Origin of the sequence: Pseudomonas sp. RIT778, assembly GCF_019718735.1 — a bacterium.
In the GTDB taxonomy this organism is placed as follows: domain Bacteria; phylum Pseudomonadota; class Gammaproteobacteria; order Pseudomonadales; family Pseudomonadaceae; genus Aquipseudomonas; species Aquipseudomonas aphyarum.
Map to the genome: position 1 here is coordinate 82716 of NZ_JAIHBA010000008.1, position 20456 is coordinate 103171.

At 60.9% G+C, this 20456-nt stretch carries 19 protein-coding genes and 1 pseudogene; 11 read left to right on the forward strand and 9 right to left on the reverse strand.

Annotation, left to right across the window (positions count from 1 at the left end; all coding sequences use genetic code 11):
* Positions 1–141: 141 nt before the first annotated feature.
* Positions 142–1161 (forward strand): Glu/Leu/Phe/Val dehydrogenase dimerization domain-containing protein, encoded by a 1020-nt coding sequence (locus tag K5E37_RS06655; protein ID WP_007957253.1) that lies wholly within the window; start codon positions 142–144, stop codon positions 1159–1161.
* Between the two features lie 167 nt (positions 1162–1328).
* Here the strand turns inward: K5E37_RS06655 and K5E37_RS06660 are convergent.
* Positions 1329–1586, reverse strand: a pseudogene (locus K5E37_RS06660) (YebG family protein); the annotation flags it as partial.
* Between the two features lie 293 nt (positions 1587–1879).
* On the opposite strand from K5E37_RS06660, the gene K5E37_RS06665 reads away from it, so the two are divergent.
* Complete coding sequence (locus tag K5E37_RS06665; RefSeq protein ID WP_007957255.1) at positions 1880–2380, forward strand: phosphate-starvation-inducible protein PsiE; 501 nt, start codon at positions 1880–1882, stop codon at positions 2378–2380.
* On the opposite strand, the gene K5E37_RS06670 is transcribed toward K5E37_RS06665, so the two are convergent.
* From K5E37_RS06670 to K5E37_RS06680, 3 genes are all read right to left on the reverse strand, one after another.
* Positions 2377–2694: a DUF3509 domain-containing protein gene (locus tag K5E37_RS06670; RefSeq protein ID WP_007957256.1), complete on the reverse strand. Its 318-nt coding sequence runs from the start codon at positions 2692–2694 to the stop codon at positions 2377–2379. The genes K5E37_RS06665 and K5E37_RS06670 overlap by 4 nt on opposite strands.
* Before the next feature lie 199 nt (positions 2695–2893).
* Positions 2894–4195 carry an HAAAP family serine/threonine permease gene (locus K5E37_RS06675; RefSeq protein ID WP_085608115.1) on the reverse strand — a complete coding sequence of 434 codons (1302 nt, stop codon included), beginning with the start codon at positions 4193–4195 and terminating at the stop codon, positions 2894–2896.
* Positions 4196–4258: 63 nt separating this feature from the next.
* The gene (locus tag K5E37_RS06680; protein WP_127796960.1) at positions 4259–5635 is read right to left on the reverse strand and encodes an L-serine ammonia-lyase; all 1377 of its coding nucleotides are present in this window, start codon (positions 5633–5635) and stop codon (positions 4259–4261) included.
* 135 nt (positions 5636–5770) lie between these two features.
* Between K5E37_RS06680 and K5E37_RS06685 the strand changes: the two genes are divergently transcribed.
* Both K5E37_RS06685 and K5E37_RS06690 read left to right on the forward strand, forming a co-directional pair.
* Positions 5771–6718 carry a LysR substrate-binding domain-containing protein gene (locus tag K5E37_RS06685; RefSeq protein WP_011332523.1) on the forward strand — a complete coding sequence of 316 codons (948 nt, stop codon included), beginning with the start codon at positions 5771–5773 and terminating at the stop codon, positions 6716–6718.
* Between the two features lie 200 nt (positions 6719–6918).
* Positions 6919–7326 (forward strand): HPF/RaiA family ribosome-associated protein, encoded by a 408-nt coding sequence (locus tag K5E37_RS06690; RefSeq protein WP_007957262.1) that lies wholly within the window; start codon positions 6919–6921, stop codon positions 7324–7326.
* Positions 7327–7397: 71 nt separating this feature from the next.
* Here K5E37_RS06690 and fecA read toward each other — a convergent pair whose 3' ends face one another.
* The 3 genes from fecA to K5E37_RS06705 all read right to left on the reverse strand — a co-directional run bounded on the left by fecA (position 7398) and on the right by K5E37_RS06705 (position 11296).
* Positions 7398–9731: a TonB-dependent Fe(3+) dicitrate receptor FecA gene (fecA, locus tag K5E37_RS06695; RefSeq protein ID WP_085608117.1), complete on the reverse strand. Its 2334-nt coding sequence runs from the start codon at positions 9729–9731 to the stop codon at positions 7398–7400.
* 150 nt (positions 9732–9881) lie between these two features.
* On the reverse strand, positions 9882–10811 hold the full coding sequence (locus K5E37_RS06700; protein WP_085608118.1) for a DUF4880 domain-containing protein: 930 nt from the start codon (positions 10809–10811) through the stop codon (positions 9882–9884).
* Positions 10808–11296 carry a sigma-70 family RNA polymerase sigma factor gene (locus K5E37_RS06705; protein ID WP_007957265.1) on the reverse strand — a complete coding sequence of 163 codons (489 nt, stop codon included), beginning with the start codon at positions 11294–11296 and terminating at the stop codon, positions 10808–10810. The genes K5E37_RS06700 and K5E37_RS06705 overlap by 4 nt, the downstream gene beginning before the upstream one ends.
* Positions 11297–11471: 175 nt before the next feature.
* Here K5E37_RS06705 and K5E37_RS06710 point away from each other — a divergent pair, with 175 nt between their 5' ends.
* From K5E37_RS06710 to K5E37_RS06735, 6 genes are all read left to right on the forward strand, one after another.
* Positions 11472–11777, forward strand: coding sequence for a DUF3649 domain-containing protein (locus tag K5E37_RS06710; protein WP_085608119.1), 306 nt, complete (start codon positions 11472–11474; stop codon positions 11775–11777).
* Positions 11774–13363, forward strand: coding sequence for a PepSY domain-containing protein (locus K5E37_RS06715; RefSeq protein WP_221533420.1), 1590 nt, complete (start codon positions 11774–11776; stop codon positions 13361–13363). The genes K5E37_RS06710 and K5E37_RS06715 overlap by 4 nt, the downstream gene beginning before the upstream one ends.
* Complete coding sequence (locus K5E37_RS06720) at positions 13364–13690, forward strand: DUF3325 domain-containing protein (protein WP_085608121.1); 327 nt, start codon at positions 13364–13366, stop codon at positions 13688–13690.
* Position 13691: 1 nt separating this feature from the next.
* A complete protein-coding gene (locus K5E37_RS06725) occupies positions 13692–14258 on the forward strand; it encodes an RNA polymerase sigma factor (RefSeq protein WP_074691725.1) in 567 nt (188 codons plus the stop codon).
* Positions 14255–15244: a FecR family protein gene (locus K5E37_RS06730; RefSeq protein WP_085608122.1), complete on the forward strand. Its 990-nt coding sequence runs from the start codon at positions 14255–14257 to the stop codon at positions 15242–15244. The genes K5E37_RS06725 and K5E37_RS06730 overlap by 4 nt, the downstream gene beginning before the upstream one ends.
* A 200-nt stretch (positions 15245–15444) precedes the next feature.
* Positions 15445–17874 carry a TonB-dependent receptor gene (locus K5E37_RS06735; RefSeq protein ID WP_085608123.1) on the forward strand — a complete coding sequence of 810 codons (2430 nt, stop codon included), beginning with the start codon at positions 15445–15447 and terminating at the stop codon, positions 17872–17874.
* Here K5E37_RS06735 and K5E37_RS06740 read toward each other — a convergent pair whose 3' ends face one another.
* Positions 17875–18750: an AraC family transcriptional regulator gene (locus K5E37_RS06740; protein WP_007957281.1), complete on the reverse strand. Its 876-nt coding sequence runs from the start codon at positions 18748–18750 to the stop codon at positions 17875–17877.
* A 139-nt stretch (positions 18751–18889) separates the two neighbouring features.
* Between K5E37_RS06740 and K5E37_RS06745 the strand changes: the two genes are divergently transcribed.
* Positions 18890–19792, forward strand: a complete 903-nt coding sequence (locus K5E37_RS06745; protein WP_221533421.1) for a DMT family transporter — start codon at positions 18890–18892, stop codon at positions 19790–19792.
* Between the two features lie 4 nt (positions 19793–19796).
* Here the strand turns inward: K5E37_RS06745 and K5E37_RS06750 are convergent, their stop codons facing one another.
* Entirely contained in the window at positions 19797–20300 is a 504-nt protein-coding gene (locus tag K5E37_RS06750) for a DUF2165 domain-containing protein (protein WP_007957290.1), read from the reverse strand.
* Positions 20301–20456: the final 156 nt, after the last annotated feature.

Here is a 20456-nt window from a genome sequence, read left to right on the forward strand (position 1 = left end):
TTCGTCCAGTACCGGGCCGCTCTGCCATCGGGTTATGCCACAACCCTCCGATCGGTGGCGGCGCTTATTCCGGCGCGCTTCAGCAATTTTCAGGCGCAAGCCTATACTGGCGTCTACCAGAAGTGATTCGGGAGCCTGCCGATGTTCGCTCTCATGCAAAGCACTCGCCTGGAATCGCTGCACCTTAGCGTTGATCCGGTGTCCGGATTGAAGGCGGTCATTGCCATCCATAACAGTCGCCTCGGGCCAGCCCTGGGCGGGTGTCGTTATCTTGCCTATCCGAACGACGAATCCGCAGTCGAGGACGCCATACGCCTGGCCCAGGGCATGAGCTACAAGGCCGCGCTGGCCGGCCTCGCCCAGGGAGGCGGTGTGGCCGTGATCGTGCGGCCGGCCCATGTGGAAAATCGTGGCGCGCTGTTCGAAGCCTTCGGCCGTTGCATCGATCAGCTCGACGGGCGCTACATCACTGCCATCGACAGCGGCACTTCGGTGGCGGACATGGATTGCATCGCCCAGCAGACCCAGCATGTCACCAGCACCACCTCGGCCGGCGACCCTGCGCCGCATGCGGCGATGGGCGTGTTCACCGGAATTCGCGCCACGGCCATGGCGCGCCTGGGCAGCGACAATCTCGAAGGCTTGCGCGTGGCGATTCAGGGGCTGGGGAATGTCGGTTACGCACTGGCCGAACAACTGCATGCCGCCGGTGCCGAGCTGCTGGTCAGCGACATCGACCACGGCAAGGTGCAACTGGCGATGGAACAGCTCAACGCCCATCCGATTGCCAACGACGCATTGCTCAGCACGCCGTGCGACATCCTCGCGCCGTGCGGCCTGGGCGGGGTGCTCAACAGTCACTCGGTCACCCAGTTGCGCTGTTCGGCAGTGGCCGGGTCGGCCAACAATCAGCTGACGCACCTGGACGTCGCCGATCAACTGGAACGGCGCGGCATCCTGTACGCGCCGGATTACGTGATCAATGCTGGCGGGCTGATCTACGTTTCCCTCAAGCATCGGGGCGAAGAACTGACGACCATCACCGCGCACCTGTCGAAAATCAGTTCGCGCCTGACTGAAGTCTTCGCCCACGCCCAGGCGGAAAAACGCTCACCCGCGCGGGTGGCGGACGAGCTGGCGGAGAAGGTGTTGTACCGCTGAGGTTTGTCCGGGCATGAAAAAGCCCCCGAGTCTTTCAACTCAGGGGCTATTCAATTCAGAGGCTTCAATCCAAGTGTCGCTTACTTCGCAGCCTTCGCCGCTTTGGCAGGTTTGGCTGGCGCTTCTGCCGGTTCGGCCACGTCTGCCGGCTCGGTTGCCACAACCGGTGCCGCCGGTGCGCTGATCAGCTCCGACAGTGCATCAGGCTGGCTCTTGAACGCCCGGGCGAACACATCGCGGTTCTTCGCCATGAAGATCCCGACTTCTTCCACTTGCTGCTCGCTCAACGAAGGAACGGCTTTTTCCAGCACTTCGGCCAACAGTTCGGCCAGTTCGAGCATTTTGTCATGACGGTCAGCTTCGGCTTTATCCATGAACAAGCGCTCCAGATCTCGGCTGCTGCGGTATACCACTTCGACGGCCATTCACCACCTCACATGCCTTCACATTAAGTTGTCTTTGCGACTACTGTATCTATATACAGCGAAAAGGATAAGCGAATCCCTGCGCTTTGGGTAGTGGCTTTTCAATGTAGACCGGATTCGGATTTTGTCAGCCTGACGGTTACGCACAGGTGCGACCAAACGCCACGGCGCGGGTTTCGCGGCGGCTCGCCATGATGTCGTGGCCTCTTTTCTGCATGCATCTGCGTACGTGTGCAATAACCGTCACGTCCAGCAAGCAACATCCGCTCGAACCGGGCTAAGGAACCTTCATCGTGAAAATCAACTGGGCCGAGAAACTGCGGCAAAACGTGCACCAACTGGCCGAGTCCCTGGGCAACCTGTTCGTCGAGACCTTCCACTACCTGGCGCTGTTCGCCATTGGTGCGGTGACCGCGTGGGCGGCGGTGATGGAATTTCTCGGGATGCTCGAGGAAGGGCACATCAAGATCGATGACATTCTGTTGCTGTTCATCTATCTGGAACTGGGGGCGATGGTCGGGATTTATTTCAAGACCAACCACATGCCGGTGCGCTTCCTGATCTACGTGGCGATCACCGCACTGACGCGCCTGCTGATCTCCAACGTCTCGCACCACAATCCGCCGGACATGGGCATCATTTACCTGTGCGGCGGGATTCTGCTGCTGGCGTTCTCGATCCTGGTGGTGCGTTACGCCTCATCGCAATTCCCTTCGGTGAAAATCGAGAACCCGCACCGCAAGATCGGCACGGGTTCCAGTGAACATCCTGAAGTGGAGAAGGGCGAGCTTTAAAGGCCGGCAGTTGGCCGGGGCTGATGTTTGGCCTGACGCGGTGGTGGAGCGATTCCGTCGCCGCGGGTCATGGCATCGAGGATCGCCATGGCGCTGTGGCCCTGTTCGATGGCGATGCCGAACTGAATGCTTTGCACCAGGCGTTTGAGGCGCTTGGGGTCATTGCGCTGTTCGGCGCTGATCATCCGTTTGGCGACGATCCGGCCGCCATTGGAGAGGGTCAGCATGATGCTGCCGTCGAGCCCCTGAATGCTCAGGTTGATCTGATAGTCCGGCGCGAAGGCATCGGTAATGATCTGAAAAGGATTGTCCATGATGCGTCACCGCCTGATTGAACGTGCAGTTGTTGACCGGCCTTGATCGGGTTGGTTCGCCAAACCTGACCATCGGCCCTTCCGTGGTCCTGTCTCCTTCAGCGATGTAGCAAGGGACATGCCGGGAATATTGTCGAACAATGAAACCGGCCAAAAAGAAGGCGAGCCCATGGCTCGCCTTCTTCGTTTGCGGCCCGTTTCAGGGCAGAACCGAGTAGATGATCGCTGACAGTGCAATCAGGCCGATCAGCACCACGAACACGTTGGACACCTGGCCCGAATACTGGCGCAAGGCCGGCACGCGGCGGATCGCGTACATCGGCATCAGGAACAGCAGGCAGGCAATCACCGGCCCGCCGAGGGTTTCGATCATGCCGAGGATGCTCGGGTTGAAGGTCGCCACGGCCCAGCAGCTGAGGATCATGAACAGCGCAGTCGCACGGTTCAGCCAGCTCGCCGACATCACCCGGCCACGGCTGCGCAGGCTTTTGACGATCATGCCCTGGAAGCCTTCGCTGGCGCCGATGTAGTGGCCGAGGAAGGATTTGGTGATCGCCACCAGCGCAATCAGCGGCGCGGCGTAAGCGATGACCGGGGTCTGGAAGTGGTTGGCCAGGTACGACAGTATCGAAATGTTCTGCGCCTTGGCCGCTGCCAGATCCGCCGGCGACAGCGCCAGCACGCAGCTGAAGCAGAAGAACATCACCGTCACCACCATCATGCCGTGGGCCATGGCGAGAATGCCGCTGCTCTTGCGTTCGGCCTGCTCGCCGTAGCGTTGTTTCTGCTCGACGGCGAAGGCGGAAATGATCGGCGAATGGTTGAACGAGAACACCATCACCGGGATCGCCAGCCATAGGGTCTTGAGGAGCACCGACATTTCCATCGGTTCTTGGGCACTGGCGAAGAATGCGCCGTTCCAGTTCGGAATCAGGCTGAAGCCAAGCAACAGCAGCGCGGCGACGAACGGATAGACCAGCACGCTCATGGCTTTGACGATCACGCTCTGACCGCAACGCACGATGGCCATCAGACCGAGGATCAGCGCCAGCGACAGCACCGCGCGCGGCGGCGGGGCGATGTGCAATTGATGTTCGAGGAAGCTGCTCAGGGTGTTGGTCAGCGCCACGCTGTACACCAGCAGGATCGGAAAGATCGCGAAGAAATACAGCAGCGTGATCAGTTTGCCGGCGCCGATGCCGAAGTGTTCTTCCACCACTTCGGTGATGTCACCGGAGCGGCCCGACAGCACGAAGCGGGTCAGACCCCGGTGCGCAAAGAAGGTCATCGGGAACGCCAGCAACGCCAGGATCAGCAACGGCCAGAAGCCGCCGACACCGGCGTTGATCGGCAGAAACAAGGTGCCGGCACCGATGGCCGTGCCGTACAGGCCGAGCATCCAGGTGGTGTCGAATTTGCTCCAGCCCTTGTGGGCGATTTCGTTATTGCGTGTGCGGTCTACAGCGGGATTTTCGGCAGCAGGTGTGCGTACATCGGTCATCGTTTTTGCCTCGTTATTATTCTTGCTCGGGCTCACGTGTTACGGGCGGTCAGGGAGTGCTCCTCAGCACTCCACCCAGCTCACGGCCAGGCCGCCCCGTGAAGTCTCTTTGTATTTGTCATGCATGTCGGCGCCGGTATCGCGCATGGTGCGGATCACCCGGTCGAGGGAAATGAAGTGTTTGCCGTCACCGCGCAGGGCCATTTGCGTGGCGTTGATCGCCTTCACCGCAGCGATGGCGTTGCGCTCGATGCACGGCACCTGCACGAGCCCGCCGACCGGGTCGCAGGTCAGGCCGAGGTTGTGTTCCAGGCCGATTTCGGCGGCGTTTTCCAGTTGCTCAGGCGTGGCGCCCAGCACATCGGCCAGACCCGCAGCGGCCATCGCACAAGCGGAGCCGACTTCGCCCTGGCAGCCGACTTCGGCGCCGGAGATCGAAGCGTTTTTCTTGCACAGGATGCCAACGGCAGCTGCGCCCAGAAAGAACGCGACCACGTCATCGTCGGACGCGTCCGGATTGAACTTCATGTAGTAGTGCAGGACGGCCGGAATGATCCCGGCGGCACCGTTGGTCGGCGCGGTCACCATGCGCCCGCCGGCGGCGTTCTCTTCGTTGACGGCGAGGGCGAACAGGTTGACCCACTCCATCGCCGACAGGGTTGAACTGATGACGTTCGGCTTGCCGATTTCCAGCAGGCTGCGGTGCAGTTTCGCCGCACGACGCGGCACATTCAGACCGCCGGGCAGGATGCCTTCGTGACGCAGGCCTTGCTCGACGCATTCGCGCATCACCGACCAGATGTGCAGCAGACCCTTGCGGATCTCGGCGTCGCTGCGCCAGGCCCGTTCGTTGGCCATCATCAGTTCGGAAACCCGCAGGTTGTGTTTGTTGCACAGCGACAGCAGTTCAGCGGCGCTAGAAAAGTCGTAGGGCAACTCGACGTCACCGGTCGGCGCCACACCCGATTCGGCTTCGGCCGCTTCGATGATGAAACCGCCGCCGACCGAGTAGTACGTTTGCTCGAACAGTTGGCCGGATGCACCGAAGGCTGTCAGCGACATGGCGTTGGGGTGGTAGGGCAGGCTCTCGTCCAGCAGCAGGAGATCGTGCTGCCAGTTGAAGGCAATCGAGCGTTCACCGGCGAGGGACAGTTGGCCGGTCTCGCGCAGTTGCTGGATGCGTGGCTCGATGGTCGACGGATCGATGCTGTCCGGCCATTCGCCCATCAGGCCCATGACCGTCGCGCGGTCAGTGGCGTGGCCGACACCGGTGGCCGAAAGCGAACCGTACAAACGGATTTCCACCCGCTGCACATCGTTCAGCAAATGCTGCTCGATCAGGGCCTGGGCGAAGGTCGCGGCGGCGCGCATCGGGCCGACGGTGTGGGAACTGGACGGGCCGATGCCGACTTTGAATAGATCGAAAACACTGATAGCCATGCTAAACCCTTACAAGCAATGGAGTAGGAATCGCTGCCATTTTTTGTAGGACAAGCGCAATGTCGGCGATACTGCCTACCTCGCTTCAACGTGACTAACGAAACTTCCTAAGTAAGCCTTTAGCAGGACTAAACCATGAGTCGTCAATTGCACGCCCAGACTTACGTCTGGCTGCAGGTGTTTTCCTGTGCCGCGCGGCACCTGTCATTCACCCGTTGTGCCGAAGAGCTGCACATCACGCCGGGGGCGGTGAGTCAGCAAATCCGACAGCTGGAAGAGCGGCTGGGGTTTCGCCTGTTTCACCGCCGCGCGCGCGGTGTGGAGCTGAGCGCGGAAGGGCAGCGACTGGCGATCACGGTCAACGAGGCTTACGGCAGCATCGACGCGGAATTGCGTCGGCTGGATGCGGGGATGATCAGTGGGATTTTGCGGGTGCGCTCGATTCCGTCGTTCCTCAGCAAGTGGCTGACCCCGCGCCTGCCACGCCTGCAACAGCGTTACCCGGACATCCAGTTGCGGCTGGTGGCCGAGGACAGCAGCGTGCCGTTGCATGAAGGGGATTTCGACTTGGCCATCGACCTGAACGACGGCAGTTATCCGGGGTTGTTATCCACAGCCTTGCTCGACGAGCAGATTTTCCCGGTGTGCGCCCCGGGCCTGCTGCGCGGGCGGCCGCCGCTGCACGGGCCGGCGGACCTAGTGCATTTCCCGCTGCTGCACGACATCACTGCCTGGCGCGGCAGTTATGAATACGCGGAGTGGGAGTTTTATCTGAATGCCATCGGTTTCGAGGGCGCCGATGTGCGGCGCGGGCACACGTTCAATCGCAACCACCTGACCATCGAAGCGGCGATTGCCGGCATGGGCGTGGCGATTGCCCGGCGAACGTTGCTCAATGACGAGCTGGAGCGGGGGACGTTGATCGTGCCGTTCGGGATTTCTGTGCCCAATCACAAGCGCTATGTCCTGCTGTATGCGCCGGGGGCGTTGAGCCATCCGGGTGTGCGGGCGGTGCATGACTGGCTGGTGGAAGAGGCGGGGATTTTCCGCAGCCTGCACCCGTTGGGTGATGGCCAATTGTGAGCAGATTTTTCGCGGTGGCGGGGCGACCCAACTCCCGACCTTACCAGCGCTTTACTCGGTTGTCCGGCTTTTTTTGCGTATGAATATTTATCTTTTTTAAGGGGTTGAAATGTTCGTCCGGCGGGCCGATTGTTGTAATCAAGAGGTCACGAAATCCTGTTCCAGGCCTCTTGCGAGCTAGCTGAAATAAGGGATGAACTATGCAAATCCAAGTCAACAGCGACAACCATATTCAAAGCAGCAAACGACTGGAGGAGTGGGTACGCACCACAATTGAGAGCACGCTCGACCGTTATGAGGAAGACCTGACCCGTGTCGAAGTCCATCTGAGCGACGAGAACGGTGAAAAGCCGGGTCCCCATGACTTGCGCTGCCAACTGGAAGCGCGGCCGAAAGGCCATCAACCGATTTCCGTCACCCACAAAGCCGATTCGCTGGAACAGGCGATCGATGGTGCAGCCGAAAAACTGGAGCACGCGCTGGAGCACCTGTTTGGCAAACTGCGCGGCAAACCGCGAGCCGCTGTGGTGCCATTCACAAGCAAAGCCAATGACAAGCTATTGGCGGAAGAGTTTGACGAGAACGAACAGGCAGCGATCAACAGTTGATACGCTGATTTTCCAAGCCACCCAATGAGAAAGGGCCTGCAATTGCAGGCCCTTTCTGTTTTCAGCAGGGATCAGAAAGCGACGGAGGTCTGCACGTACACCGTGCGCGGCTCACCGACATACTTGCCCTTGTTGTTGTCATCGAACGAACGGGTGAAGTACTGGGTGTTGAAGATGTTCTTCACCCCCACCGCGACATTCAGGTCCGACAGCTGCGGGCCGAAGTCATAACCGGCACGGCTGCTGAACAGCATGTAGCCCGGGATCTTGCCGGTGCTGCCGTCGGCGCTTTCTTTCGAGGTGTTGGCGTTGTCGGCGAACTGGTCGCTCTGGAAGCTGCTGTCCAGATTCAGTTTCCACGGCCCTTCGGTGTAACCGACGCCGATTGTGCCTTTGTGTTTCGACGAGAACGGCACACGATTGCCCTTGTTCGGCCCGTCTTCGCGGATGGTCGCGTCGACATAGGCGTAAGTGGCGTACACGTCGAAACCAGCCAGTGCCGGGCTCAGGTCGTCGAGAGCGTAGTTGAAGCTGGTCTCGATGCCCTGATGCCGGGTTTCGCCACGGGCGATCACCGAGTCGTTGGTCTGGTTACTTTCATACTGGTTGTCGAAGTTGATCAGGAACGCGCCGATCTCCGCTCGCAGCGCGCCGTTGTCGTAGCGGGTGCCGACTTCCCAGGTGCGGGCCTTCTCCGGTTTCACTTCGCCGCTGCTGACGCGGTTGGGCATCTGACTGTATTGCACGCTGCCGAAGGAGCCTTCGGTGTTGGCATACAGATTCCAGCTGTCGGTCAGGTGATACAGCACGTTCAACGCCGGCAGCGCGGTGTTGTAGTCGCCCTTGTATTTGACGTTGGTCAGGTTGTTGGTCTGCTGCGACTCGATCATCTCGTAGCGCACGCCCGGCGTGATCGTCCACTTGCCGATGTCGATCCGGTCATCGACGAAAAACGCATTGGCCTCGGTGCCGCCGCGCGTGTCGCGGTCATTGCGGCTGTTGGTGGTCGGGTACTCGTTGCTGGCGATCGGCGTGCGATAGCGCAGTTCGTGGCCGGCTTCGTTGATGTAGCGATAGCCGACGCCGACTTCATGGCTGGTGGCGCCGAGGTCGAAGCCCTGGGCGAAGCGGGTTTCCAGACCGCGAACCCAATATTCGCGCGGTGACAGCGACAGGAACGTGCCCTGATCCAGATAACCGCTGCGCAGGGTCTTGGTGAAGAAGGTGTTGGCGGTGAATTCACGGCGATCTTCCTGATAGCGATAGCCGAAATTGAACATGGTGCGACGGCCCCAGAACTGGTCCTTCGGCCGGGTCGACTGATACGGGTCGGCATCGTAGTCGGCGACATTCAGGCCGCCGGGCATGTCGGCCTTGCCTTCGTAATACTGGGCCATGGCGTTGAAACTGTTGGCCTCGTCGAGCTGGTATTTGCCCTTGAGGATCAGGTCGTCGATTTCCGTATCGCTGTGCTCGCGCCAGTCGCCACCGCGAGTGCCGGAATACAGCAACGCGCCGCCCAGACCGTTGGCATTGGTGCCGCCGGCCAGCAGGTTGGCGCTGGTCTTGAAGCCGTCATGGCTGGACGATGGGCTGGTTTCGGTCTGGAAACCGCCTTTCACGGTCGGCTCGTCCGGAATCGCCCGGGTCACGAAGTTGACCACGCCGCCGACGTTCTGCGGGCCGTAACGCACGGCGCCGCCACCACGCACCACGTCCACCGCATCCATGTTGCCCATGCTGATCGGCGCGAACGACAACTGCGGCTGACCGTAAGGCGCGAACGGCACCGGAATGCCGTCCATCAATACGGTCGAACGTGCAGCCAGACGCGGGTTGAGACCGCGAATGCCGAAGTTCAGCGCCATGTCGTGGCTGCCGGTGCCGTTGTTTTCCGGGGCGTTGACCCCGGGAATGCGATTGAGCACATCACGGGCCTGGGTCGCGCCCTGGCGTTCGAATTCTTCGCGGCGGATCACGTCACGGGCGCCGGGATGTTCGAAGACGTTGACCTGCGCGGCCTCGCCCAACCAGTCACCGACCACTTTCGAGGTGTCCAGCTCCAGTGCGCTGTCGTTCGACGGTTGCAGGCTGAAGGCATTGCCGCCCTCGGCGCGGGCTTGCAGACCAGTGCCTTCAAGCAGCGCGTTCAAACCTTGCTCCGCTGTGTAATTACCTTCGAGGCCACGGCTTTGCACGCCACTGGTGACTTGCGAGCCAAAGGAGATCAGCACGCCGGCTTCACGGCCGAACTGGTTGAGGGCGTTTTCCAGCGACGACGGGGCGATGTGATAAGCCTTGGTGTCGGCAGCCTGTGCAAGGGGCAGGGCGCTGAAGCTCAGGCTGGCGCCGAGGACGAGGTTGCGCAGGGTTCGGGCCAGCGGCGTGAGGCGGGTGGAGTGCATGGAGGACGGTCCTGAGAAGGTTAAATCAAGGGGGCTTTCCTTCTCTGTCACGCCAGATCTGAAAAACGGCTCATTTATTTTTGCAGGGGACGCGGAGCGTCCGGGGCTGCATTCCCACGCGGACGGTTCGACGCCTCGACGTGGGAACGATCAGGCTTTAGCTTCGACCGTCACCCAATAGCGAGTAAAACGCTTCACTTTCACCGGCAGGCTGATTTCCAGCAGGTCGAGAATCCGCTCGCTGTCGTCCAGTGGATAAGTCCCGGAGATCAGCAGGTCAGCGACTTTCGCATCGCAATTGAGCTGCCCGCGACGGTAGCGGCCGAGTTCGTCGAGGAAGTCGCCCAGGCGCATGTGCGCGGCCACTAGCATGCCGTCAGCCCAGGCACCGCTGTTGGCGTCCAGCGGTTTTGCCGCGCTGACGCCGGTGGTGTTGAAACTCAGTTGTCGGGCGACCGGCAGCAGCATCGGCGCGCGACCTTGCGCGTTCAATTCGACCCGACCTTCAAACAGTGCGATCTGCGTGCGGTCGGCAAACTGCCGCACGTTTATTCGCGCACCCTGGGTTTTCAGCACGCCTTGGGCGGTTTGTACTTCGAAGGATTGAGTGGCGGTCAGCAGCATTTCGCCTTCGAGCAGACGGATCAAGCCGTCGCCCCGGACATCCGCCGCACTCGCGGTGTTGAGCTGCAATTGGCCGCCAGCGCCGAGCGAGATCTTACGGCGTTGACCAACCGGGCTGCGGTAATCGGCCAGCAGCGATGGCAACGGATTGTGCTCGCGCATCCCCCAAGTGACTGCCGAACCGGCGCCGAGAATCAGCAACAACTTCAGCGCCTGACGACGGCTGCCGGACTTCGGCGCATTCAACGCGGCGTGGGCCAGTGGCGACGACAGCCCGCGCAACCGAGAATTGACCCGCTGAATGTGCTCCCACGCGCGGCGGTGTTCGCTGTGAGCGTCGATCCATTGTTGCCAGGCCTGTTGTTGGCGCGGGCTCAATTGGCCCTGCTGCATTTCCAGCAACCAGTGCACCGCCTGTTCGGCAACCTGCGCGGAAAAATCCATCGGCGGATTCATAGGGCGAAGTAGCAGCGCATCGCCGCTTTATTCAGATGACGTTTGACCGTGGCCACGGAAATGCCCAGTTCGGCGGCGATCTGCGGATACGTCAGGCCATCGACCTGTGCCAGCAGAAATGCGCGTTTGACGGCGCGCGGCAGACCGTCGAGCAACTGATCCAGCTCCATCAGGGTTTGCAGGATGATGGCTTTCTCTTCCTCCGAAGGCGCAACCATTTCCGGCATCTGCGCGAGGGTGTCGAGGTAGGCGCGCTCCAGATCCTGGCGGCGGTAATGATTGAACAGCACGCGCTTGGCCAGGGTGGTGAGGAATGCGCGCGGCTCGATGATCACCGGCGGCTCGCGGGCGGTCAGTACCCGGATGAAGGTGTCCTGGGCCAGATCGGCGGCGCTGTCCGGGCAGCCTAGTTTGCGCCGCAGCCAGCCGGTGAGCCAGCTGTGGTGGGCCTGATACAGCGATTCGACAGGATGGGCGGACGACAACGGCATCACTCCGGGCGCATGCGGGATGCGTTAGAGAACAAGAATGGTTCGCATTGTAGGGCTGTCAGTGATGCCCGGCAATCAGACTCTTTTGCGTATGAGAATATTTATCATTAATATTGCTCGCCTGTCGTTCGGCGTGTTGGCCGGGCGTTAACCGTTTCAGGGTCGAAACATGAAAGCCAAACTCGCCGCACTTCCCCTGTCCTATCGTCTGGCCGTCACTTCGCGGGTGCTCGCGGCGGTGTTTGGCGGCTATCTGGTCGCGGCGCTGGCTAGCGTCACGCTGACCCTTTGGCTGCCGCTGAACCGCGCCGAAGCGGTGGTGACCGGCATGACCGTTTCGTTTCTGGTCTATCTGGTGGCGGTGCTCTGGTGTTTCGCCTGTCGCACGGCTTGGTCTGCGTGGGTCGGTCTGCTGGTGCCGAGCGTGATTCTGGCCACCGTTTCCGGCGCTGCGCGCGGTCTGGGGCTGGCATGAAAGAGGGTTTCCGGCAGGCGATGGCCTGGCTGCATACGTGGACCGGGCTGGTTTTCGGCTGGCTGTTGTTCGCGATTTTTCTGACCGGAACCCTGGCCTATTTCAAGGATGAAACCACTCACTGGATGCAGCCGGAAATCACCGCCCATCCATTGGATGCCGAGAAAAGCCTGACGCTGGCCCAGCAGTATCTGCAACAAAACGCCCCCAACGCTTCGCGCTGGATCATTGGCCTGCCCGACGCCCGCGATCCCGGCCTCAGCGTGGGCTGGCAGCAGACGCCAGCCAAGCCCGGCGAACGCGGCGCATTCACTCGCAAGACCCTCGACGCGCAGACCGGCGCCGAAGTGCAGCCCCGGGAAAGCATGGGCGGGGAGTTCTTCTACCGCTTCCACTTCCAGCTGCAAATGCCCTACCCGTGGGGCCGCTGGCTCTCGACCATCGCCGCGATGGTGATGTTCGTCGCGCTGATCACCGGGATCATCACCCACAAGAAAATCTTCAAGGACTTCTTCACCTTCCGCCCGCGCAAGGGCCAGCGTTCGTGGCTTGACGGGCACAACGCGGTGGGCGTGCTGGTGCTGCCGTTTCATCTGATGATCACCTACAGCAGCCTGGTGATTTTCATGTCGATGGTGATGCCGGCGAGCATTCTGGCGTCGTACGGCAACAACGTCCGGGCGTTTTACGACGAGGTATTTCCCGAAACCAGTATTCCTGAACGGGCCAATCAACCGGCGACACTGGCACCGCTGGCGCCCCTGTTGCTGGCGGCCAGCGAGCAATGGTCGGGCGGGCGCGTGGGGCGTATCAGCGTGATCAATCCGGGCGATGCCAACGCCGCGGTGGTGATGTCCCGCGCGGGCTCCGACCGTGTGGTGAATGATTCCGGTAGCGCCCTGACCTTCAGTGGTGTCAGCGGACAAGTCATCGGCACAACGCCCGATCAGCCAATGGCGATGGCGGTTGCTGGCAGTTTCTACGGTTTGCACATGGGCCACTTTGCCGGGCCGGTGTTGCGCTGGCTGTATTTCATCTGTGGTCTGGCGGGCACGGCGATGATCGGCACCGGGCTGGTGATCTGGCTCGGCAAGCGTCAGCTCAAACATGCCAAAACCGGTGTGATGCCCTTCGAGTTGCGGCTGGTGGAAGTGCTGAACATTGCCAGCATGGCCGGGCTGGTGGCAGCGGTCGCCGTGTTCTTCTGGGCCAATCGTCTGCTGCCGGTGAGTCTGGCCGGGCGTGACGACTGGGAAGTGGACGCGTTCTTCATCACCTGGGGCTTGAGCGTGGTGCACGCGATGTTGCGGCCGGGGCGCAAGGCCTGGGTCGAACAGCTGTCGCTGGGCGCCGCACTGTTTGTCGCAGTGCCGCTTCTTAACGGTTTGACCTCCCCGTATCACCTCGGCGTGACAGTGCCCGAAGGCGACTGGGCCCTGGCCGGTTTCGACTTTACGTGTCTGGGTAGCGGCCTATTCCTCGCCTGGGCCGCCCGGAAAATGCAGCGCGCCGGACATACCGTCAACGTGAAAAAACCAGCCCGCGAAAAGGCCCGGCCGATCACCCTTGAGCAAGGGGCGAACTGAATGCTGTTGGCGCTATTGCTCTGCTATTCCGCATTCACGGCTCTGTGCCTGGCGATGCCTCGGCATCACGAGGAACTGCTGGGCCACAAACCTTCGGCTCGCCGTCGGCAAGGTTTGAAACTTGTGGGCTGGCTGTTGCTGGGGCTGTCGCTCTGGGCGGCGGTTTCCATGAAGGGCTGGAGCTTCGGTCTGGTCGACTGGTGCGCGGTGTTGATGCTCAGCGCGCTGACTCTGGTGCTGTTGTTACCCTATCGACCACGCCTGGTATTGACCATGGCCGGACTGAGCCTGCTCGCCAGCCCGGTCGCTGCGTGGGCCTTGAACTGACATGTTGATCGGCCATCCTCCCGAGCACCGCGACGACGAACCCCATGGCGCCCGTGCGCATTTTCTTCAGGTGTTCCTGTCCCAGCGCTCGCAGATGGAAGCGCTGGTGAGCCGGCGCGTCGGTTGCCGGGCGACGGCGGCGGATCTGGTGCAGGATCTGTTCCTGCGGTTCTGGCGTCGGCCGCTGGTGCAGGTCGAAGAACTCAGCACTTATCTGTTGCGCTGCGCCGGCAACATCGCCATCGATCATTTGCGCAGCGAAGGCGCGCGAGTGCGGGTCAACGAAGGCTGGCAACCGGACGAGCCGGACAGCAGCGCCAGCGAACCGCAGGCGGCGCTCGAAGCGGGCAACGATTTGCGCCATGTCGAAGCGGCGTTGCGCGCGCTGCCCGAGCGCACGCGGCAGATTTTTTTGCTCAATCGCATCCACGGGCGCAAGTACGCCGAGATCGCCAAAGCCATGGGCTTGTCCCAAAGCGCCGTGGAAAAACATATGATGCGCGCCCTCGAGGCCTGCAAGGCCAGCCTGCGCGAGCCCGCGCCACGCCTGCCAGGGAAAGCACCGTGAACAACACCGACCGCGTCATCCCGACGCCCGCTCAGGAACAGGCCGCTTTCGCCTGGCTGAGCCTGCTGCACGACCGCCCGAGCACCGGTGATCAACTGACGTTCAGTCAATGGCTGCACGCTGACCCGGCCCACGCCGAGGCCTACGCCCAGGCGCAAGTGGTGTGGGAATTGAGCGAAGGGCCGGCGCGCACCTTGGCCGACGAAGACGCGCTGGCGTTGCAGGGATTGCTCAATGCGATGGACCGACCGCGTCGTCCACAGATCCGGCGTTGGGCCGGCGCGCTGGCCATGGCGGCCTGCCTGTTGTTGATGATCAGCCTCGGCAGTGGTTGGCAGCCGCAGCGCTGGATCGATGATCTAGGCGCTGATTACGTGTCGGCACCGGGCGAGATCCGCACCGTGACCCTGGCCGATCAATCGCAGGTGACGCTGGACGCCGACAGCGCCATCGCCGTGGATTTCAGTCACGGCGAGCGACATGTGCAATTGCGCCGCGGCGCCGGATTTTTCAGCGTGACTCATACGGGTGATCCCTTTGTGGTCGAGGCCGAGAAAGGCCAGGCGCGAGTGCTCGGCACGCAGTTCGAAGTGCGCCTGCAACCTCATGGCGCACAAGTCACCGTGTTGTCCGGGCGCGTTGGCGTGACGGCGGCGCGTGATGCCGAGCAGCAGATTCTCACCGCCGGCCAGCAAGTGGCGTACGGCGCAGGCACTGCGGAAAAACTGCATGCCGTGGACAGCGAAGCGCAACTGGCGTGGCGCCAGGGCTGGCTGACTTACTACAAGTCGACACTGGCCGATGTGGTGCAGGATCTGCGGCGTTATTACCCGGGACGGATCGTGTTGCTCAACGACGAACTGGGCGCGCGCAAGGTCAGCGGCAGCTTTCCGAGCAAGGATCCGCAAGCGGTGTTGAATTCCCTGCAAGGGGTGCTGGGATTCGAGCAGCATCAGGTGCTAGGACATCTGATAATTCTTCGCTGACCTCACTGGCCCTTTCGCGAGCAAGCTCGCTCCCACAGGTAGTGCATTCCAAGGTGGGAGCGAGCTTGCTCGCGAAGGCGTCGGCAGCGACAACGAAAATATTTTCAACTTTGTGGTGAGGTAAACCCGGACGCCATCCGTGTAGTGACTGAAACTGCGAGTCATTCGCATCCGTTGCGGTTCTACACAGGTCATGAGCAATGAAGTCCAGGGCAAAATCGGGTTCGGTCAAACAGTGGTTAGGCGTTTCGGCCTTGAGTTTTTCGGCATTGGCCCTGTTGCCGATGAGCGTGTCGCTGGGCGCTGAATCCGTCAGCAGTCAGCCACAAAAGCAGTTCAGTTTTTCCCTGGCCGCCAAGCCGTTGCCACAGGCCCTGAGTGATTTCAGTCGTGTCACCGGGCAGAGCGTGGTCTACACCGATGAAGCGCCTTACGGCCTGACCGCTCCAGCGATCAACGGCCAGATGAGTGCCGAACAGGCGCTGCAACGTCTGCTCACAGGCTCGGGCCTGACCTTCCGCCGCACCGACAGCCATACCCTGGCGCTAGAACCGCAACCGACTGCAGGCGCTCTGAACCTCGGCGCGACCACCATCACTTCGGTGGTCAACCAGTCGATGAGCTACCAGCCACCGGAAACCAGTTCGGTGATGCGCTCCTCCGCTTCGCTTCAGGAAATCCCCCAGACCGTCAATGTGATTCCGGCCCAGGTCATTCGCGATCAGGCACCGCGCAATCTTGATGATGCGCTGGCCAACGTCAGCGGTATCACCCAGGGCAACACCTTGGGCAGCACCCAGGATTCGGTGATGACCCGCGGCTTCGGTGACAACCGCAACGGCTCGATCATGCGCGACGGCATGCCGGTGGTGCAGGGCCGTGGCATGAACGCCACCGTGGATCGCGTCGAAGTGCTCAAGGGCCCGGCCTCGCTGCTCTACGGGATTCAGGACCCGGGCGGCGTGGTCAACATGGTCAGCAAGAAGCCTGAGTTGACCCAGTACAACGCGCTGACCCTGCGCGGCTCGACCTACGGCGACGGCAAGAATGGCAGCGGCGGCTCCTTCGACAGCACCGGTGCGCTGGGGGATTCCGGCCTCGCGTATCGCATGGTGCTGGACCATGAAGACGAAGATTACTGGCGCAACTTCGGCACGCATCGTGAAACACTGATCGCGCCGTCGCTGGCCTGGTACGGCCAGCGCACCAAGCTGTTGTTTGCCTATGAGCATCGCGAATTCCTCACCCCATTCGATCGTGGAACCCTGATCGATCCTCGCACCAACCATCCGCTGGACATCTCGCGCAACGAGCGTCTCGACGAGAAATTCAACGACATGGAAGGGCGCTCGGACCTCTATCACTTCGAGGCCGACCATGAACTCAACGATGACTGGAAAGCCCATTTCGGCTACAGCTGGAACCGCGAAACCTACGATGCCAGCCAGGTCCGCGTAACCGCGATCGACACCAAAAAAGGCACCCTGACCCGCAGCATGGACGGCACCCAGGGCGCGATCAGCACCGACCGTTTCACCACCGCCAGCCTCGAAGGCAAGGTCAACGTGCTGGGCATGCAGCATGATCTGGTGTTCGGCGTCGACGACGAGTACCGCAAGATCTACCGCGCCGACCTGATCCGCCAGAAAAGCCTGAGCACCTTCAGCTACGTCAACCCGGTCTACGGCCGCGAAGTCGAAGGCACCACCGTCAGCCCGGCGGACAGTGCGCAGACCGACGAACTGCGCAGCGATTCGGTGTTCCTTCAGGACTCGATCCACCTCAACGACCAGTGGATTCTGGTGGCTGGCGGGCGCTTCCAGGAGTACGACCAGTACGCCGGCAAAGGCGTGCCGTTCAAGGCCAACACCGACAGCAACGGCCAGAAGTGGGTACCGCGCGCCGGTCTGGTGTATCGCTACACCGACGCGTTGTCGTTCTACGGCAGCTACACCGAATCGTTCAAACCGAACTCGACCATCGCCCCGCTCAGCGGCAGCAGCACCGTGCTCGACGGCAGCATCGCACCGGAAGAGGCCAAGTCTTGGGAGCTGGGCGCACGCCTCGACATTCCGGGGCGTGTTACCGGCAACATCGCGCTGTTCGACATCAAGAAACGCAACGTGCTGGTGGCCAACGCCGAAGGCCCGACCACGATCTACAGCGCCGCCGGCGAAGTGCGTTCCCGTGGTCTGGAAGTCGATCTGACCGGCCAGCTCAGCGACCGCTGGAGCATGATCGGCAGCTACGCCTACACCGACGCCGAGGTCACGGAAGATCCCGACTACAGAGGCAACAAGCTGCAAAACGTGGCGAAGAACACCGGCTCGCTGTCGGCGGTCTACGACTTCGGCAGCGTGATCGGCGGCGATCAGCTTCGAGTCGGTGCCGGCGCGCGGTATGTCGGTGAACGAGCGGGTAACGCGGTGAATGATTTCGATCTGCCGAGCTACACCGTGGCCGATGCGTTCGCCACTTACGACACCAAGGTTGAAGGGCAGAAGGTCAAGTTCCAGCTCAACGTGAAGAACCTGTTCGACCGCACCTACTACACCTCGGCGGCGAGCCGGTTCTTCGTGTCGATGGGCGACTCGCGGCAGATTTCGTTGTCGAGCACGCTGGAGTTCTGATCAGCGCAAAAACGCCTGGCGATACTCGCCGGGCGTTCCACCCAGCACCTGGCGAAAGCGGTTGGTGAAGTGGCTGGCACTGGCAAATCCGCACGCCAGGGCAATCTCCCCCAACGGCAACGCCGTCCCCCGCAACAACTCCCGCGCCCGGCTCAAACGCCGCGCCAGCACATACTGATGCGGCGGCAAGCCGAAGCTCACCCGGAACATCCGCGCAAAGTGGTATTCCGACAACGCACACAACCCGGCCAGTTGCCCGAGACTGATCGGCTCGGCCAGTTGGCTGTCGATGAACTCCACCAGTTGCCGGCGCTGGTGCGGCGCCAATCCACCTTTCAGACGCAAGCCCTGACGCACGCCGACCTGGCTCAACAGGGTATGGCTGATCAATTCGTGCGCCAAGCTGCTGGTCAGCAAGCGCTCAGCAGGCTCGTCCCAGTTCAAGGTCAGTAGCTGGCGAAACCGTTGGGCCTGCTGCGGATCTTCGAGAAAAGTCTGTTCGCGCAGCTGCATTTCCCGAGGCTCGCGATCCAGCAGCGTGACGCAACCCAAGGCAAATTGTTCGGCGCTGAAGTACAGGTGAGCGAGGCGAATATCACCGTTGATGACCCAACCCGATTCGTGGTCGGCCGGCAGGATGCACAACTTGTCCGGGCCGCCCTTGTGGCCGGGTTCGCCACGGCGGAAGGTGCCGGTGCCGCCGGCGATGTAGCAGGAGAGGGTGTGATGGCTCGGCGCTTCGTATTCCTGGGCGTCGTGATGATTGGTCCACAAAGCTGCAGACAAGCCGTCACCCAACTCGGCGCTGTGCACAAGGCGTGCATTGGGCGAATTGTTGAGGGCTTGGAAGACTTGCAGGGTATCGATGGCGGCCATGGTCGGTTCTCTTCAACGCCTTGCATCCTACTCCGTAGATTTCGCGCTGCCAGCCTGCGCGCCGACAAAAGCGCAAGTTTATGCAAGCGAGGGGCGAGGGCGCAGGCGGACACTGAAAACCAATCGAGGAGTGTCTGCCATGAACCTGTCGTTGTATTTGTTGACCGTGCTGATCTGGGGCACCACCTGGATCGCCCTTAAATGGCAATTGGGTGTGGTGGCGATTCCGGTGTCGATCGTCTATCGCTTCGGTCTCGCGGCGCTGGTGTTGTTTGCGCTGTTGCTGCTCAGCCGTCGCCTGCAACCGATGAACCGGCGCGGGCATTTGATCTGCGTGGCGCAGGGTTTGTGCCTGTTTTGCGTCAACTTCATGTGTTTCCTGACCGCCAGCCAATGGATTCCCAGCGGTCTGGTGGCGGTGGTGTTTTCTACCGCAACGTTGTGGAACGCGCTGAATGCGCGGGTGTTCTTCGGCCAACGCATCGCGCGCAATGTGCTGATGGGCGGGGCGCTGGGGCTGGGCGGTCTGGGGCTGTTGTTCTGGCCGGAGCTGGCCGGGCATCACGCCACTCCGCAAACCCTGCTTGGCCTTGGTTTGGCACTTTGCGGCACCTTGTGTTTCTCGGCGGGCAACATGCTCTCGAGCCTGCAACAGAAGGCCGGTCTCAAACCGTTGACCACTAATGCGTGGGGCATGGCTTACGGCGCGGCGATGTTGTCGGTGTGGTGCCTGGTCAAAGGTATTCCGTTCGAGATGGAATGGACGTCACGTTACATCGGCGCGCTGCTGTATCTGGTCATCCCCGGTTCGGTGATCGGCTTCACCGCGTACCTGACGCTGGTCGGCCGCATGGGGCCGGAGCGCGCGGCTTATTGCACAGTGCTGTTCCCGGTGGTGGCGCTGAACGTATCGGCCTTTGCCGAAGGCTATCAATGGACAGCGCCGGCGCTGGCGGGGCTTGTGCTGGTGATGCTGGGCAATGTGTTGGTATTTCGTAAACCTAAACCCGTTATTGAAATGACCGCTAAACCCGCACATTGAATACTCAATTGTCGATTTTCATGACCAGAAATATTAGTGCCGGGAGTAAAAAGTCGACAATGCTTTGTGCCCAGGACATGGCGTTCCATTCTTTTGACTGGTCCATGTCGAACCATTCATTGCCTACGACTTGCAGGCAGAAATAATAAACAAACAGTGCTACCAGAAAACCCAGTACGGCGTATTTCTTGGCTTCGTGAAATTGCTGTTCCGATGAATTTATGTTTTTGGCAAGTTGATAGCCACCTAGCAGGCAGGCAGAAGTAAAAATCGTCTCGAGTGTCATGATCATCCAGTAGATCCGGTGATGCATGATTTCCGAGTTGATGGAGCGATATGTCAAATGACTGCCTGTCGTGTCCATGCTGAGGATATGGCCAAGGTAGATATAGTTGGAGTTGTAGTCGGTTGCATTGCTGTAAACGATCAGTGTGCCCAAAACACCCACCATGAGAACTATTGCTACTTTGCTTCTTCGAATCAATTGAGCTGTTGTCAGATTCGTCATTTGTTTTCTCCGTCAATTAAACCTGTCTCTTGGCAGGTTGTGACGGGATTCTATAGCTCGCGGAAGATAAACGGGCAAAGAGTCATTTTCAATTTGTGTAGCTTTTGAATGTGTGGCAATTAATTTGCTTGTTGGGTCGCTTATATAAAACAACTA